General features: G+C 68.0%; 15 protein-coding genes and 1 pseudogene. 8 read left to right on the forward strand and 8 right to left on the reverse strand.

Annotated features, from left to right (window positions below):
- Positions 1-2 precede the first annotated feature (2 nt).
- Positions 3-752 (reverse strand): energy-coupling factor transporter transmembrane component T family protein, encoded by a 750-nt coding sequence (locus QSJ19_RS17860; RefSeq protein ID WP_286322319.1) that lies wholly within the window; start codon positions 750-752, stop codon positions 3-5.
- Entirely contained in the window at positions 749-2,896 is a 2,148-nt protein-coding gene (locus QSJ19_RS17865) for an ABC transporter ATP-binding protein (protein WP_286322362.1), read from the reverse strand. The genes QSJ19_RS17860 and QSJ19_RS17865 overlap by 4 nt, the downstream gene beginning before the upstream one ends.
- 218 nt (positions 2,897-3,114) lie before the next feature.
- Here QSJ19_RS17865 and QSJ19_RS17870 point away from each other — a divergent pair, with 218 nt between their 5' ends.
- The 3 genes from QSJ19_RS17870 to QSJ19_RS17880 all read left to right on the forward strand — a co-directional run bounded on the left by QSJ19_RS17870 (position 3,115) and on the right by QSJ19_RS17880 (position 5,341).
- The gene (locus QSJ19_RS17870; protein WP_286322320.1) at positions 3,115-3,639 is read left to right on the forward strand and encodes a peptidase; all 525 of its coding nucleotides are present in this window, start codon (positions 3,115-3,117) and stop codon (positions 3,637-3,639) included.
- Positions 3,640-3,753: 114 nt separating this feature from the next.
- Positions 3,754-4,470, forward strand: coding sequence for a TMEM165/GDT1 family protein (locus QSJ19_RS17875; RefSeq protein WP_286322321.1), 717 nt, complete (start codon positions 3,754-3,756; stop codon positions 4,468-4,470).
- A 109-nt stretch (positions 4,471-4,579) separates the two neighbouring features.
- Positions 4,580-5,341, forward strand: a complete 762-nt coding sequence (locus tag QSJ19_RS17880; protein ID WP_286322322.1) for an SDR family NAD(P)-dependent oxidoreductase — start codon at positions 4,580-4,582, stop codon at positions 5,339-5,341.
- Here QSJ19_RS17880 and QSJ19_RS17885 read toward each other — a convergent pair whose 3' ends face one another.
- Genes QSJ19_RS17885 through QSJ19_RS17895 form a run of 3 tightly spaced genes read right to left on the reverse strand, consistent with a single transcriptional unit; the run spans position 5,342 to position 7,595 of the window.
- On the reverse strand, positions 5,342-6,490 hold the full coding sequence (locus tag QSJ19_RS17885) for an MAB_1171c family putative transporter (protein WP_286322323.1): 1,149 nt from the start codon (positions 6,488-6,490) through the stop codon (positions 5,342-5,344).
- 1 nt (position 6,491) lies between these two features.
- Positions 6,492-7,001: a hypothetical protein gene (locus QSJ19_RS17890; RefSeq protein WP_286322324.1), complete on the reverse strand. Its 510-nt coding sequence runs from the start codon at positions 6,999-7,001 to the stop codon at positions 6,492-6,494.
- A 27-nt stretch (positions 7,002-7,028) separates the two neighbouring features.
- The gene (locus QSJ19_RS17895) at positions 7,029-7,595 is read right to left on the reverse strand and encodes an XRE family transcriptional regulator (protein WP_286322325.1); all 567 of its coding nucleotides are present in this window, start codon (positions 7,593-7,595) and stop codon (positions 7,029-7,031) included.
- Positions 7,596-7,866: 271 nt separating this feature from the next.
- On the opposite strand from QSJ19_RS17895, the gene QSJ19_RS17900 reads away from it, so the two are divergent.
- Entirely contained in the window at positions 7,867-9,003 is a 1,137-nt protein-coding gene (locus tag QSJ19_RS17900) for a hypothetical protein (protein ID WP_286322326.1), read from the forward strand.
- Here QSJ19_RS17900 and QSJ19_RS17905 read toward each other — a convergent pair.
- Positions 8,983-10,695: a TM0106 family RecB-like putative nuclease gene (locus QSJ19_RS17905; protein WP_286322327.1), complete on the reverse strand. Its 1,713-nt coding sequence runs from the start codon at positions 10,693-10,695 to the stop codon at positions 8,983-8,985. The genes QSJ19_RS17900 and QSJ19_RS17905 overlap by 21 nt on opposite strands.
- A 183-nt stretch (positions 10,696-10,878) precedes the next feature.
- Between QSJ19_RS17905 and QSJ19_RS17910 the strand changes: the two genes are divergently transcribed.
- A complete protein-coding gene (locus tag QSJ19_RS17910; RefSeq protein ID WP_286322328.1) occupies positions 10,879-11,577 on the forward strand; it encodes a DUF6474 family protein in 699 nt (232 codons plus the stop codon).
- A gap of 51 nt (positions 11,578-11,628) precedes the next feature.
- Positions 11,629-12,423, forward strand: a complete 795-nt coding sequence (locus QSJ19_RS17915; protein ID WP_286322329.1) for a hypothetical protein — start codon at positions 11,629-11,631, stop codon at positions 12,421-12,423.
- A gap of 71 nt (positions 12,424-12,494) precedes the next feature.
- Here QSJ19_RS17915 and QSJ19_RS17920 read toward each other — a convergent pair whose 3' ends face one another.
- Positions 12,495-14,081: a thiamine pyrophosphate-binding protein gene (locus tag QSJ19_RS17920; RefSeq protein ID WP_286322330.1), complete on the reverse strand. Its 1,587-nt coding sequence runs from the start codon at positions 14,079-14,081 to the stop codon at positions 12,495-12,497.
- Between the two features lie 76 nt (positions 14,082-14,157).
- Positions 14,158-14,991: an alpha/beta fold hydrolase gene (locus QSJ19_RS17925; RefSeq protein WP_286322331.1), complete on the reverse strand. Its 834-nt coding sequence runs from the start codon at positions 14,989-14,991 to the stop codon at positions 14,158-14,160.
- Positions 14,992-15,049: 58 nt separating this feature from the next.
- On the opposite strand from QSJ19_RS17925, the pseudogene QSJ19_RS17930 reads away from it, so the two are divergent.
- Positions 15,050-15,235, forward strand: a pseudogene (locus QSJ19_RS17930) (YdeI/OmpD-associated family protein); the annotation flags it as partial.
- 194 nt (positions 15,236-15,429) lie between these two features.
- The gene (locus QSJ19_RS17935; protein WP_286322363.1) at positions 15,430-15,504 is read left to right on the forward strand and encodes a YdeI/OmpD-associated family protein; all 75 of its coding nucleotides are present in this window, start codon (positions 15,430-15,432) and stop codon (positions 15,502-15,504) included.
- The last annotated feature ends 63 nt before the right edge of the window (positions 15,505-15,567 follow it).

The raw sequence follows: 15,567 nt of genomic DNA on the forward strand, positions 1-15,567 counted from the left end.
TGTCAGAGCACGAGGGTCAGCGTTATCGCTGCGGCACAAGCGATCCCGATGACGAGAAGCGCCACGGCGTCCATCCGCCCCGGTCGTGACGGGTAGGCGGTCAGTCGGCCGGTCCCGCCGCGTGCCGTGATCGCCTCGGCCATCTCGGCACTGCGGCGCAGCGCGCTCGACATCGCCGCGGTGATCATGTCGACGACCCCCATCTCCGCGGCGGGATGCCCGCTGCGCGCAGGTGCCGACGGACGGAGACGATGCGCGGCCCGCAACAGCCGCATCTCCTCGATGAGCAGCGGGAGGCCCCGCAGGCACAGAGCGATCGCGACCGCCCATTCGTCGACGGGCATCCGGAAGATCCGGAGTGGCCGCATCAATGTGGCGATCGCGGGGGCGATCTCGGCCATCGGGGTCGTCCAGATCACCAGGATGGAACTGGCGACGAGCACCAGCCCGAGAGTGACCGCACGCAGATACACGATGAGGGCCGCCGGCCCGAAGACGACGTTGAGAACGCCGCCGGCGATGATCAGGCCCCAGAACCACCAGGGCGGTCGCGGGATCGCGCCGAGCGGGATACCCGCGACGATCGCCGTCAGCACCACGATCGCGGCGACGAGTCCCAGCGCAGGCCACGACGGCAGGACCCAGGTCATCACACCGAGGGCCAACACGATGAGCAGTTTGGTCCCGGCCCACAGCCGGTGGACGAACGAGTTCCCGGGGACCTGCCGCAGCGGGACGGACTGCATGCTCATTCGCCTGCCTCCGGTGAGATGATCGGTCGGAACTGGTGCACGTCAACAACTCTCGCCGCGTCCGTCGGCGGTGGACTGCTCTGCGCCGGCGCATCGCGGGGGGAGGCGCCGTGGGGTGGGGCACCGTGCGGTGGCGTGCCGTGCGGCGGGACCAGCGTGGTGAGGGTGCCGTCGACGAGCTGCACACGACGGTCGACGACGGCGTCGAGATCGCCCAGGTCGTGCGAGATGATGACGATCGTCAGACCGTCGGCGCGCAATCGTGCCAACAATTCGATGATCTCGGCACGAGCGTACGGATCGACCCCGGCGAGCGGTTCGTCGAGGATGAGGACCTTGGGCCGCCGCGCCACCAGTCCGGCGAGCACCACCCGCCGCATCTGTCCGCCGCTGAGCGAGTCGATCTGACGTGCCGCCATGTCCCGCGGAAGGCCCACCGCCTCGAGGGCGTGGGCCACCTCCGCGGTGCCGACACCGGGTCCGCCGGCGGACATGATCTCGTCGCCGACGGTCTGCTTCTGCAGTTGCAGACGCGCGTGCTGGAACGCGAGGGCCACATCGCCGACCTGTCCGGAGACGGCAGAGCCGTGTAGATTCGCCGACCCCGCGCTCGGTGAGATGAGGCCGGCCATGATCCACGCCAGCGTCGTCTTGCCCGATCCGTTGCCGCCGACGATGAGGACGCCGTCACCGCGATGCACCGTCATGGAGATGGCGTGAACGGCATCGACGGCCCAGGGCGAACCGGGCAGATACGTGTGCCCGACCTCGTCGAGGACGAGAAGGGGCTCGTCCCGTCGTCCGACGGATCCGTGCCCGAACGGGAGATGCGGTGCCGGCTCGGCGACCGAACCCGGCCGGGGAATCCAGTGCGGCGGATGCGCGATGATCCGACCGTGGTCGAGGTGGACGATGCGATCGGCGGCGGCCGCCTCGGCGCCGCGGTGGGTGATCAGGACGACGGTCATGTTCCGGCGCTCGGGCAGCGCCGCGAGCAGTGTGAGCAGTTCATCGCGCCCGGTCGGATCGACCATCGACGTGACCTCGTCTGCGATGAGCAGCGCGGGTTCGCGTGCCAGTGCGGCCGCGATGGCGAGCCGTTGCTGCTGTCCGCCGGAGAGATCCGATGTCTCGCGACCACCCAGCCCGGCGAGACCGACCTCCGCGAGCAGGCCGTCGACGTCGACCTCGACGTGCGGCGGCAGACCCCAGACGACGTCGTCGGCGACCCGGGAGCCCAACATCTGGGTCTCCGGTCGCTGCAGCACCATCGCCGTGCCGCCGTGCCGTCCGAGTCCGGCGGTCCCCGGACGATGCACTGTGCCGGCGGTCGGCGTGCGTCCGGCAAGGATCTTCGCCAGGGTCGACTTGCCGGATCCGTTCGCGCCGACGACGGCGACGAACTCACCGGCCGCCAATGACACGCTCACATCGTCGAGGACGAGCGGTCCACCGTCGCGATAGCGGAATCCGATCCTCGAGAGGGTGAGCGGCAGGGGTCCGACGGTGGCGTCGTCGGCGGAGAGGTCACCGGCGTCGAGGGTGTCCTCGCTCGGTACGTCGGCGAGCCGGGCTATGACACCGCCGAGCAGCCACCACGCGACCGCCAACGACACCGCGGTGCCCAGCGCACCCGACACCCACATCCAGATCCACCACTGGTCGACCATGCTGTTCCCGAGTGTCTCGACCGAGTCGGCCACGCCGGACAGGGCGGACACGCTGTCGAGGATCTTGACCAGTCCGCCGACGGTGTTGCCGAGGGCCTCGAGGGCAAGCGTGCGCAACGGCACCAGGATCAGCAGCACGAGCACCGACAGCCCGCCGATGATCGGTGCGGCGACGATGCCGGCGACAGTGATGGTCCCGATGCCTCGCCCGCGACGCTTCGTGTCGCCGACGATCCCTCCGACCAGCGCGGATCCGAGAACCGTCGCGGCCGCACCGGTGCCGGCCATCGCGAAGCTGACGCCGGTAGCGGCGACGGATGCGGCGATCAGCGCACGGGGCCGGGTCCGGGCGGCGATCAATGCGAGCGGGACCGGGGCCAGCAGCCCGACGGCGGTGGCCAGAGGGATCACCGAGGCCACCACGATGGCCGCGACGGTCAGTCCGCCGAAGATCGCGATCGACGCCATCTCCATCGGACGCAGGGGTGCAGAACTTCTCACCTGATCCAGTGTGCCTGGTGGTGGCGGCGTGCTAGTGCCCCCGGATGGGTTACGCCGTGTAAAGGAACCGTCACAAGACCCGTGTTCGAGTTGTCGGCGAGGCCGGTCGGGTGGATTCTTCTCAGACGGGGTGTCGTACACCACGACATCTCCAACTCCGGCGAAAGCCCTGCCGCAGAGGGGGACCAGCGATGACGACCTCCATACCGATCGGCCTCACACCGTTTCATTTCGACGGGCATCTCAACGGCATCCTCATCTCGGGCCGCTGGCCGGAGTCGACCCTCGAATGGACGCAGACCCTGGTCGCGTCGGTCCGGATCGCGTGCCGACCGGGCTTTCTGCCGACGACGACGATCTTCGGGGTGGTCGAGGAGCGACCCGACGACGCCGAGGCCGACGCCGTGGGAATGATGATCGCCGTCGGCAACGTCGTCGACGACAGTTTCGTCGAGGCCGGTCGATTCCTCAGCAACCCGCCGGCGCTGGTGATGCTGCATCCGCCGTCGCAGACCCGACCGTCGCTGCCGGAGTGCTCCCAGGTCGCCTCGGGCTGTGTGCTGCTGCCGGGATTGCCCGAACTCGGGCTCGAGCACCGGGCCGGATGGGCCGAGGCGGAGGCCGATGGGACCGTCGTCACATTGCGTAACCAAGTCGGTATAGATCCCAACGCGGACCCCGACACCGCAGTGCTCGCGATGCTGCTGGCCGCCTGACCTGCGGCAGGAGATTCAGGGTTCCCTAACTTTAGATTTTGTGCCCCCTACCTGCGGAAATACGGCCACGCAATCTGTTGCACAGCCATCTGGGGGCACCCTAACCTGGCGTTCGTGATTGCTGCCCTGCTCCTGAGCTTCGGCGTGATCTTCGTTGCCGAACTCGGTGACAAGTCGCAGCTGATGGCCATGACCTATGCCCTCCGGTACCGATGGTGGGTCGTCCTGCTCGCGATCACCGTGGCGACGACCGCGGTGCACGCGGTGTCGGTGTTCTTCGGCCACTTCCTCGGTCTCTCCATCCCGGCCGACCTGATGTCGATCCTCGCCGGGATCGCGATGCTGGTCTTCGGCCTGTGGACCCTGCGCGGCGATCATCTCGACGACGACGAGTCGAGCAAGGCCGAGCGGGTCGGTGCATCCGTCTTCTTCGCGGTCATGTCGTCGTTCTTCCTCGCCGAACTGGGCGACAAGACGATGCTCGCGACCATCACGCTGTCCACCAACAACGACTGGCTCGGGGTGTGGATCGGGTCGACCGTGGGCATGGTCGCCGCCGACGCACTCGCGATCGCGGTCGGCGCCCTGCTCGGCAGACATCTGCCGGAGCGGATCATCGCGCGCGGGGCAGCGGTCCTGTTCTTCGGATTCGCCGCGTGGCTGCTGTGGGAGGGCCTCGCCGATGCCGGCACCGTCACCGTGATCGCCACCCTCAGCGCCGTCGTCGTGCTCCTCGGCATCGGTGCGATCTATCTCCGTTACCTGCGACGCACCGCCGTGACCACGGCCGACGACGACACCGACGAGGATTCCCGAACGATCGCTCGGTGAGAGCGGGGGTTGCGGTCGGCGGACGACCGCGTCCTGTCTAGGGTGTGTCGGGTGACACCGATCGCGGCCGCCACTCCCCGGCGGCCGGTGTACCCCGAAAGGACTCTCAATGGACGTTTCCGGCTCTTCCGTACTGGTCACCGGCGCAGCATCCGGACTCGGCGCCGCGACCGCGCAGCGTTTCGCCGCCGCCGGCGCCCAGGTGTTCGGGCTCGACCTGCAGCCGTCCATCGACAAGGCGACCCCGACCGGCGGGGTGACCCTGCTGCCGGCCGACGTCACCAACGAGGTCGAGGTGAAGGCCGCGATCGACACCATCAGCGATGGCGGAGCGCCCCTGCGCGCCGCGGTGAACTGCGCCGGCGTCGGCTGGGCCGCACGCATCCTGGGCAAGGACGGTCCGCACGACCTGTTGCTGTTCCAGAAGATCATCAACATCAATCTCGTCGGCACGTTCAACGTGATGCGGCTGGCCGCGGCCCAGATGGCCACCGAGTCGACCGTCGACGGCGACGGACAGCGCGGCGTGATCATCAACACCGCATCGGTTGCCGCGTTCGAGGGACAGATCGGGCAGATCGCCTACGCCGCATCCAAGGGCGGCGTGCACGCGATGACCATCTCAGCCGCCCGCGATCTCGCCCGCGTCGGCGTGCGCGTGTGCACCATCGCCCCGGGCACCATCAAGACACCGATGCTCGCCGGCGTGACGCCGGAGTTCCAGCAGACGCTGGCCGAGGCGATACCCTTCCCGCAGCGACTCGGCGAGCCGGAGGAGTACGCCCAGCTGGCCGAGTTCATCGTCGCCCACAACTATCTCAACGGCGAGACCATCCGCATGGACGGCGCCATCCGCATGGCGCCGCGCTGATCAGGAGCTGTTCTCCGACAGCGACTTCCGAGCGACGGCCGCAGACAGACGCAGCAGTGGTGCCGCGTCCTCCTCGAGTTGCCGACCGCCCGGTAGCACCTCACGGACGGCGCCGCGGGCTCGCCCCGCGAGCGCGTGGTCCTCGGCCGCGGCCCAGAGCATGTCGGCACGTGCGTCGTCATCGACGATCTCGAAATCGTCGGTGAGATGGGGGCTCAGTTGAGTGAGGGCGTCCCGGATCTCGACGACCCGCCGATGCAGGATCAGCGACGGCGTGGACGTCGTGCCCGCACCGTCCGGGGCCGACGCAACGTTCGTGGATTCACTTAGTGGCAGAACGACTTCGGGAACCGCGCCGGTCACCAGCTCCCACAACGGCTGCAGGGCATCGGCGTCGCGCCGGTGCCGTCGGCCGGAGGTGATGGTGTGCCATCGTGCATGCAGCATCGGGTAGCTGATGCCGATCAGGAATCCGACGACGCCGATGATCGAACAGGCCCGGGCGGCGCCCAACAACCACGGCAGATCGATGACCTCCGCCGACGAGCCGATCACGAAGAGGATCTGCAGCACCGAGCTGACCGTGAGAAAGGCCAATCCGCCCAGCAGCATCCCGAGCGAGGTCCGCAGGTAGCCGTCGGCCAGGACGAGGAAGCGCCGGATGCTGCGCACACATGCAACGAATCCGTAGGTGAGATAGCCGGACGCGATGAGCACGAAGATCGCATACGCGACGTTGCGCGCGGTCCACTCCGAGAGGTTCTCAGTTCGCAGGTCGATCGGGATGACGAGCATCGACACCTGCAGGCCGATCAGCGCGACCACCAGCGGGATCGCCTCGATGCCCGCACGCCGCTCACGTGTCGTCGAGCGGCCGGGGAAGAAGAAGACGACGATGAGGCCCGCCACGCCGACGGCGAGCAGCGCATAGAAGAGGACGCGCGCCGCGCCGGTGAACAGCACAGTGTCGATCGCATCGGTCACGTCCTGACCCGACACCACGAAGGCGAGGGTGAGTGCGGCGATCGCGACCGTCATCGCCACAGCCTGCAATCCACCGCCCTCCCGGCGGATCTGCTCGAGACGCCAGCACAGCGCGGCCGCGAAGACGACCGCGGCGATCGCGTTGACCACGCCGATCGCGATCATGTCAGAGCCATCCCTTGTGTCCGCCGAGCACGCGCTGGATACCGCGCAGATCGGCGTTCTCCGGAGTCGACCCGACGGTGTCGCGGGCCTCGGCGGCCCAGCTGAGGATCATCGACGCCAGCATCTCCGCCTCCCATTCGCGCTCGTCGGAGTAGCACGTGCGTCGCAGGGCGGCGTCGGAGTCGTCGTCGGACGGGGCCGACAGAGCCGACGCGTGCACCTCACCGAGCATCTGATGTCCGGCGATGAGGTGGCCGAACTCATGGATCACGATCTGATCCTGGTGCAGCTTGGACGTGTTCGCCTGATAGAAGAAGTAATCCGCGTCCTCGGCGGCCAGCCACACCCCGTTGGGCATCCCGGCCGGCAACGGGTGGGCGATCAGCCGGATCGGACGGCCGCGGCGTTCGCCATAGCGCCCACAGAGTTGCGAGACGTCGAGCGGCAGATCGAGGTCGAGCCCGCGGAGCGTGTCGCGGCACAATGCTCGGAGCGCCCGTTGACGTCGCATGGATGACAGGGGGCTCCGGTAGCGGAGTCAGTCGTTGACGATCGGTCCGCCGACGATCCGCAGGCGCGCGTCCTCGGAGATCCCCGCCGCGATGATGTCCGGCGGATCCTTCGGAAGGCCCTGCTGCTCACGCAGCACCTTGATCAGCTCGTTCACGACGGTGACCGAGTCGCTGGACAGACCGGCGAGCCGGAAGGCTGCGAGCTGCACATTGGTGTCGGCCTGCAGACGCATCAGGTCGATCTCGTCACGTGTGCGCTGCGCGGCCCGGTCTTCCAAGAAGTAGTGGACGTCCACACCGAACGCCGCAGCGATCCCCTCCACGGTGCGGAACGACGGCGACTTAGCCTTTCCCGATCGCAGCTGACTCAGATACGACTCACCGAGGCGGAATCCGCGTTCGGTGGACCGGGCAGCGATCGCCTTGGCGCTGTAGGCACGTCCGTTGGGTCCCGGAACTGTCCGGAACAGTTCTTCCAGGCGTCGAGCAAAGAGCCCTGGGTCCACTGTTTCGTGTTGCATGGCATCGACCGACCTCGTGTCGGTTCGACGCCCGCCATCAACGGCGGGCATTTCCGTACCCTGTGAAGTCATCATTCTCCCCGGCAAATCCAAAGCTTGAACTTGCAAACATTAAAGACCTGCGTGCAGCGTCGTTGCAACGATCGGTACGATCAGAACGTACCTGACGGCCACTGCCCATGCGTATCACCTGTGCCAATGATGTAACGACTACCCATTGTGGCATTGTTCACACTCGATCGTAAACATCCTGCAGCGGCGCAAATCCGAGTTTACCTGAGCGTGAACAGTGGGCGACGATGCACCACGACCGTTCTCCTGCCCGTAACCCGAACGAGGTCCGATGACACACCGCACCCCCGAGCAGCCGCCATCGCGCCGCCGCATGGGTGCGCTGGCCGCGATGATCGCCGTGATCGCGCTCGCTGTTCTCGGTGTCGGCGCAGGTGTGGCCCTGTCCGCCCCGGATTCGTCGGACTCGTCGGGCAGCGGCGCGCAGTCGGAGCGGTCGGGTTCCGGGAGCGGCTCCGATTCGAGCGAGGGCGGCTCGCACGAGCACTCCGGCAGTTGGGGACATCACGGGCACGGTGGCGGATGGCATGGGTCACCCGGCGGCTCCGATGACGACGATGACGATGACGACGGATCGACCGGCGGTCCGTCCGAGACCACGGGGCCGTCGGGGAGCACGGGGCCGTCAGGGACCACCGAGCCCTCCGGCAGCTCCGAGACGTCGGGGAGCACTGAACCGTCGGAAGGCACTGAGCCGTCGGAAGGCACTGAGCCGCCGGAAGGCACTGAGCCGCCGGAAAGCACCGAACCGTCGGAAAGCACTGAACCTTCCGAGAGCACGCCGCCGACCGAGACGACCGACACCACGGTGACGGTACCCCCGGCCGCAGGTGGCGGTTCCGGCGGTGGCGTCGGCTTTCCGCCGCGACCACCGGGCTTCACATCGACCCCACAGACCGGCGGATCGATGCCGGGCAGCAGCGGCGACGACTCGTCGGGTGGCAGTCCGTCGGTCGGCGGTCAGTCGGGTGGCGGTCAGTCGGGTGGCGGTCAGTCGGGTGGCGCCGCGGCGCAGAATGCTCCGGTGCCGAGCGTGCCGACCGCGAACCCGCCCGGCGCCGGCGGTGCCGGCGGTGGCCCCGGCGGATCGTCGGCGGGCGGGCCGGCCGGCAGCGCCCCGGCAGGTGGCGGGCAGTCGGGCGACGGTGCGTCGACCGGCACCCACCAACCCGACAGTGCCGATCCCAACACCGCGGGTCCCAACACCGCCGGGTCGGACAGCTCTCACGTGGCCCAGGCCGCGCAATCCGCGCCGGCGGGAGCACCCGTCGCCGACGACACCAGCCTCATGTCCTCGACCCGTCGAATCCTCGTCGGATTGGCCCCGGGCGGGCTGTTGCTCCTCGGCGCGGTCGCCCTGCTCGGCAGCGGATCGTTCCTGGAGGAGTTACGTTCGTCGCGGCCCTGATCGCGGTCCGTGGCGATCGGTTCCGGATCCACCGTGGTCGCGGAACTCCAGCACTTGATCCCGATGCGGGACATCCTGTTTCGCGGAACCGTCGATCCACTCGCGGAGCACCTTGGTCGCGCGCACATCGTCCTCGTTGTACTCGAGCAGTCGTCTGCGCTGGGTGAGATCCATCGTGGCCTCCCCCAGCCCGACGGCCTCGCGATACCAGTCCATGGAGGCCTCGCCACTCGCCTCTGCATCACGCCAGGTGAACCCGGCTACCGGAGCGACCCGCTTCAGGCCTTTCCCGTTCGGGCACACGAAGTTCCGGCCGACCGCCTCGTAGATGTCCACCCACTCGTCGGACGCGATGAAGGCCTCGATCTCCCCTGGCGACGGCACTCCGGGAACCCCCGCGAACCGCTTCGCCGACCCCACCAACCACCGGTTCTCCGCCTGTTGTGAATAGCAGTATGCGGCAAAGGTCTTGCCGACCTCATGAGCAGCTTCGCGCTCGGCGCTCAGCCACGTCCAGAACTCGCCGAACGATCGGCCCTCGTCCCGGGTCGGGAGCGGCTCCCACGTCACGAACGCGCGGTACACGACGGGACGCGACGGGTCGGCGTTGTCGGTCAGCAGCGTCCCCCACATGTAGGCCCCGTGCTCGCCGTAGCTCTCCATGTCGACGTCGACCTCGACGTCGGCCCGAGTCACCACGGGTTGCTCGAGGCGCCGGATGAGCGGGGTGTCGGTCAGCCAGGCGATGGCGGTGAGCACTGCGTCGTCGAACGGCGCATTGCCGGGCCAGTCCCCCGGGGGATCACCGCGGTAGTGGGCGAGTTGGTCGATCGTCGTGATCCCGGCGTCGTTGAGCACCACACTCTGGTTGCCCCCGACGACGAGACTGACGTCGCGGCGCTCCTCGAGTTCCGGGCCACACCGCACCCACCAGGGGCAACTGCGGCACTCGCCGATCCGGCGTGGCGTCGTGGCGACACGTTGTTCGGCGATCGCGGTCCGTCGCTCGAAGATCTCCTCGTAGTCCTCGAGCAGCGGGGCCATCTCGTGCACAACGATGCAGTCCGCATCGAGTCCGATCACACCTCCGCGCAAGTCCTGCGGATCGTCGGATGCGGCGAGCCCGAGGTCGCGCAGCATCGCGGTGAGCTGCGCCAGCCGCAGTTGGTCTCGACGCTGGTTGCGGCCGTTGCGCGACGGGTCGGGTTGCGGTGCCCAGGTCCAGACGGGACTCGTGAGCGTCGACGACCCGGCGCCGAGAGAACCGTTCGGTCGGCGATCGGGCTTCGCCGGGTAGCTCACCCGGTGATTGACGACGATGACCGGGACATAGCCATCTCCGCCCCGGATGAGGAGTTCCGCGTGACCTCGACGTCCGTGCTCGTGATCGGTCGGGAGCGTCGCGTTCCAGATCCAGCCGGCCCCGTCGCGGCACGCGGCCAGCGTGGTCGCGACGCGGGTGGCGTGGTCGGTGCCCGGTTGCACCAGCACCACCGTCCCGGCCGGCTGATCGCTGTGCAGCCCGCGGATCATCTCCCGCACGCGGGCTCGGTGATCGGCCGCCGCGTCCTTACGACGCTGCGCCTCGGGTGTGTCGGGCCGGGTGCGGGCCTGGTCGGGGTGAGAGTGATCGAGGGAGAGCCGATGTTCACAGCCCGCGAGGTCTCGCGGGTGCAAAACGACTCTCGACACTCGCCATCCCTTCGCCAGACGCTGATCGACGTGCTTCGTCCTCGACACGGAGCGATCGGTCAGCGCGGACCGACCCTGTCGAGCCTATGTAATGCTTGTACGGATGCACTCACCGGTCGCGCGGCGTTTTGAGCGTGCGTGACCGGACATGCCCGAGACACCGCACAGGAGGTAGGTCCTCAGATGGGATTGTTCTCGTCGGACGGCAAGACCCGCGCCCAGCGCCGGGCCGAGGCCAAGGCGTTGAAGACAAAGGCCAAGTTGGAGGCGAAGCTCGAGGCCAAGACCGCGCGCAAGGACGAGAAGTCGCGTCGTCGTGACGAGCGCAAGTTCCGCAAGAAGGAACTCAAGCAGGAACGCAAGACACTGAAGGTGGCCGGCAAAGCCCAGTCGAAGGCGTCGAAAGCGGAGGCCAAGGCGATCGCCGCCCAGGCGAAGGCAGATGCCGACGCCAAGCGGTTCAGCCCGGCCAGCGTGCGGCGCTATCTGACGGTCGCGCGGCTGCTGTCCCCGGTGGTGGTGCCGATCGCCTACCGCGCCGCAGTCGCCGCTCGCGGCCAGGTGACCGCCATCCAGGCCAACCGCGCCGGCGTCGCTCCCGATGTCCTGCGGCAGTACTCGGGCCACGGCGCCACGTTGTCGGCACGCATCAGCACCACCCGTGCAGCGCTACAGAAGGTCGCCACCAAGGACACGACCGACGAGGGCTCCGCCTTCGTGACCGCGATGACGACCCGACTCGACAACCTCGCGATCGCCGTCGACACCGCCGAGGCCATGCCTCCCGGCCAGCGCAAGACGGCGCACCGGGCCGTCGAATCCGAACTCGCCGCGATCGACGCGGACATCCTCGCCCGTCTGGGTGTGCAGGCGGGACACTGAGATGAGCCGGACACCGCGGACCGATTCACCGCGCAAGGGAGCGTGACGCAGATGACCGGACCCGATCCGAACGACACCTCGTCCGGTACGGGCGCACCAGAACCCGAGAAGCCCGGCGCGACAACGCCGGGGGAGCGGCCGGCGACGGAGGTATCGCCAGGCGAGGTATCGCCAGGTGAGGTACCAGCGGACGAGGTGCCGGCGGCCCCGGCGAACAAGGCCCCCGCAAAGAAGGCACCGGCGAAGAAGGACGCTGCAAAGAAAGCTCCGGCCAAGAAAGCAGCGGCCAAGAAAGCAGCGGCCAAGAAGGCGGCCGCCAAGAAAGCACCGGCGAAAAAGGCTCCGGTCAAGAAAGCAGCGGTCAAGAAAGCTCCGGTCAAGAAAGCTCCGGTCAAGAAAGCCCCGGTCAAGAAAGCCCCGGTCAAGGAGACGACGGAACCGCCCGGGAACGACCCGTCGGCACCCGAAGTCGCTGAGTCGAAACCCGGTGCACCCACACCCCCTGTGCCCACACCCCCTGTTTCCACACCCTCTGTGCCGACACCCTCTGTACCCACACCCTCTGCGGCCCGGTCCGCCTCGTCGAAGCCTCCGGTGAAGAAGAAGGCATCGACCGGGCCGTCCGGCCCGGCGTCGACCGCTCCGAGTGCACCGTCATCGCCGCCGTCGCCGGCGGTCGTCGACGTGGTCGCCGAATCGGATGCTCAGCGAGCGACTTTCGCGCAATTGCGGGCGGGCGCACCCACCGAACTGCCGACGACGAATCGCACGGTTCCGCTCGCTGCGGCGGGCGCGCTCGGAATCCTGGTGCTCCTCATCGCGATCCTGCGTCGTCGGCGGCGCTGACGACCCAGACCGACCCGGCCGACCGGGGGCGAGTCCGAGAAACCGGCGCGGGACGGGTTCGGTCGTGCCGATCAGCCCAGCTGATCAGGTTCGCGGACGTGGATGAGAGTCGGCCGGTCGGCGGAGAACGACTCCGAGACAGCCGGTCCCACCTCCTCATAGGAACCGGCGGCGACTCCGTGGCAGCCGAGAGCACGTGCCACCGCCGGGAAGTCGACATCCCGCAGGTCGACGGCAAGGGCGCGTCCGTCGCGTTCGATCATCTCGCGACGGATCTCGCCGTACCCGCTGTTGTCGACGATCACGACCGGCAACGCCAGGCGCGCCTGGGCAGCGGTCGCCAGTTCCGCGAGTGAGAACATGACGCCACCATCGCCGAGCACCGACACCACCTGTCGCCCCGGTCGGGCGATCGCGGCGCCGATGGCCGCCGGCAGCGCATAGCCGAGTGTGCCCAGGCCCGCGGAGTACACGAACGACCGCGGTCGGTGTAAGGGCAGATTGGCCAACAATCCGTAGTAACACGACATGGACTGGTCGGCGACCACCACCGCGTCGCGGTCGAGCGCGGCCGACAACGACGCACACAGCCCCAGATATGCCCGGCCCACCGAACGCGCCTCGGCTCCGAGCCGATTTCGCCACTCCCTGGCACGATCAGCACCGGCCGACGACGCCTGCGGCAGGCGCGACGCGAGGTCGGCGAGCACGAACGCGGCATCCCCGACCACCGCCACCTCGGGTTTCGCGTTCGTGGCAACCATGAGCGGGTCGAGATCGACTCGGATCAACCGGGTGGCCGGTATCGGACCCGACCACCAGTCCGCAGGTGCCAGTTCGGTTCCCACGGCGAGGACCACATCGCAGTCCCGAACCAGGTCACGGATCCGGGACAGGTGGACCCCTGCGCCGAGCGACAGCGAATGATCCTCGGGGAGGACACCTTTACCATTCGCAGAGGTGACCACCGGGGCATCTGTCTTGTCGGCGAACGCGAGCAGTTCCGACGATGCGGCGCTCGCTCCCCCGCCGGCGATGATCAGTGGGCGCCGCGCCTCCGACAGGACGGTCGACGCGGCCTCCAGCACGGCCTCCGCAGGCACCTGCGTCGGCGATGTCATCGGCAGCATATCGATACTCACCTCCTCCGACGCGTCGAGCAGGTCGAGAGGAATCTCCAGGTAGGCGGGTCGAGGACGTCCGACCGTCATCGCGGTGAAGCACTGGGCCACAGCGTGCGGTATCTCGGTGAGAGTCGTCACCCGCTGCGCATGGGCGACCACGGCGGCCATCGCATCGAACTGACTCCGCACTTCGTGCAGGAGTCCGTTGTGTCCGCTCGGGTGGTCCGACGGCATCCCCGGCGCGATGAACAGCACGGGTATCGAATCCGAATACGCCTGCGCTGCTGCGGCTGCCGCATTGAGGATGGCCGGGCCGGTGGTGGTCACCACCACCCCCGGGCGACCGGACAGGCGTGAGTAGCCGTCGGCGGCGTAACCGGCCCCCTGCTCATGACGGGGAGTCACATGGGTGATCGGCGACTCGGCGAGCGCGGAGTAGATGGCCAGGTTGTGGGTGCCAGGGATGCCGAACACGGTGTCGACGCCGTGGGTGACCAACGCATCGACAACCGCTCGGCCCCCTGACCGAACCACGAGTGGCACTGTTCCGTCCTCCTTCCGGATAGAGATCGGTGGCGTGAAACATGCAGGGCGATGGCCGATGTTCTGCTCAGGCGTTGACCCGATCCAGGATCGTCGACGCGACATCGGCGGGGCGACTCTCCGGCAACCAATGGTCGGCGTCACGCAGTACACGGAACTCGTGCGGCGCGTCGACGTACCGTGAGGTCATCTCCGCCGCAGCCCGGCCGAGCGCGAAATCGCCGTCGCTCCACGCGTAGGTGGTGGGCACGGTGATCAGTCCCACCTCGTCCTCGCGGGTCCAGAACGGCATGCCGCGATACCAGTTCAACGCCCCCGTCAGCGCACCCGAGGCGACGATGTCGTCGTGGAGGCGACGGGCGAACGGTTCCGGCATGCCCATCCGCTCCCCACCTCTCGACGTCCGAAAGAATCTGGACAGGAACAACTCCGGGAGTGTCGGCAGATTGAACACGAACATGTACCAGGACCGCAGGATCTGACCGCGCGGCATGGCCTTGATGAACGCCGCCGGGTGTGGCACCGAGAACGTTGTCAGCGTGCGCACCCGATCGGGATGTCTCGACGCCACCGCCCACGCGGCGATGCCACCCCAGTCGTGACCGACGAGGTCGACCGAGTCGACTCCCAGAGCATCGATGAGGGGCATCACGTCGTCGGCGATCTGACCGATCCGATAGTCCCGGCGGGCGGTGGGACGAGCACGTGGGGAGTAGCCGCGCATGTCGGGTGCGAGTGTGCGACGACCCTTCTCGTGCAACAGCGGCGTCACGAGGTCCCACGCCGTCGCGCGTTGCGGGAACCCGTGCAACAGGATCGTCGGCGGGCCGTCGAGCGGTCCGCTGTCGATCACGTCGAAGACATAGGGCCCATGTCTGAATTCGGTGATGCGTCCGGTCATGACGGCATCTTGTCAGAGATCGGAAGCAACCAGCGATTCCCGGCGATATGATTCCGGCATGACCGGCGACCAGCTCCGCCTGACCGTGGTTCTGGAGAAGCGGGGCCCAGCGGCAGCAATCGTGCTGACCGATGATCAGGTCGCCGCTCTCCGCGCTCCGACCAAGACGCCCCCGGTCCGCTTCACGATCAGCTCCCAGACAGTCCAGGGCAGGATCGGACGTATGGGTGGCGAGAACCTCCTGGGACTGAACAAGAGCGTTCGCGGACAACTCGGCGTCGATGCCGGCGACACCGTCGACGTCATCATCGAAGCCGATCTCGCACCACGGGAGGTCTCGTTGCCACCCGAACTCGCACGCGCCCTCGACGCTGATCCGAGCCTTCGTGCGCTTTCGACGACCTGGCCCCGTCCCGTCGTAAAGAGCATGCGCGCTCGGTGGCCGATGCCAAGCAGGAGAAGACACGCGAACGACGGCTCGCCGCAATTGTCGATTCGCTGAAGGTCGGCTGAGCGCGGGATTCGGCACGAACCCGTCGATCCCGCCGAAGAGACACCGCACAACGAGAACCGTCC

The organism is Gordonia sp. ABSL11-1 (assembly GCF_030315685.1).
GTDB lineage: Bacteria > Actinomycetota > Actinomycetes > Mycobacteriales > Mycobacteriaceae > Gordonia.

Excerpts from the sequence above, each read along its gene's own strand:
- QSJ19_RS17860 (WP_286322319.1), bottom strand. The coding sequence starts at position 752 with ATGAGCATGCAGTCCGTCCCGCTGCGGCAGGTCCCCGGGAACTCGTTC.
- QSJ19_RS17865 (WP_286322362.1), bottom strand. The coding sequence starts at position 2,896 with ATGGAGATGGCGTCGATCGCGATCTTCGGCGGACTGACCGTCGCGGCC.
- QSJ19_RS17870 (WP_286322320.1), top strand. The coding sequence starts at position 3,115 with ATGACGACCTCCATACCGATCGGCCTCACACCGTTTCATTTCGACGGG.
- QSJ19_RS17880 (WP_286322322.1), top strand. The coding sequence starts at position 4,580 with ATGGACGTTTCCGGCTCTTCCGTACTGGTCACCGGCGCAGCATCCGGA.
- QSJ19_RS17885 (WP_286322323.1), bottom strand. The coding sequence starts at position 6,490 with ATGATCGCGATCGGCGTGGTCAACGCGATCGCCGCGGTCGTCTTCGCG.
- QSJ19_RS17890 (WP_286322324.1), bottom strand. The coding sequence starts at position 7,001 with ATGCGACGTCAACGGGCGCTCCGAGCATTGTGCCGCGACACGCTCCGC.
- QSJ19_RS17895 (WP_286322325.1), bottom strand. The coding sequence starts at position 7,595 with ATGACTTCACAGGGTACGGAAATGCCCGCCGTTGATGGCGGGCGTCGA.
- QSJ19_RS17900 (WP_286322326.1), top strand. The coding sequence starts at position 7,867 with ATGACACACCGCACCCCCGAGCAGCCGCCATCGCGCCGCCGCATGGGT.
- QSJ19_RS17910 (WP_286322328.1), top strand. The coding sequence starts at position 10,879 with ATGGGATTGTTCTCGTCGGACGGCAAGACCCGCGCCCAGCGCCGGGCC.
- QSJ19_RS17915 (WP_286322329.1), top strand. The coding sequence starts at position 11,629 with ATGACCGGACCCGATCCGAACGACACCTCGTCCGGTACGGGCGCACCA.
- QSJ19_RS17925 (WP_286322331.1), bottom strand. The coding sequence starts at position 14,991 with ATGACCGGACGCATCACCGAATTCAGACATGGGCCCTATGTCTTCGAC.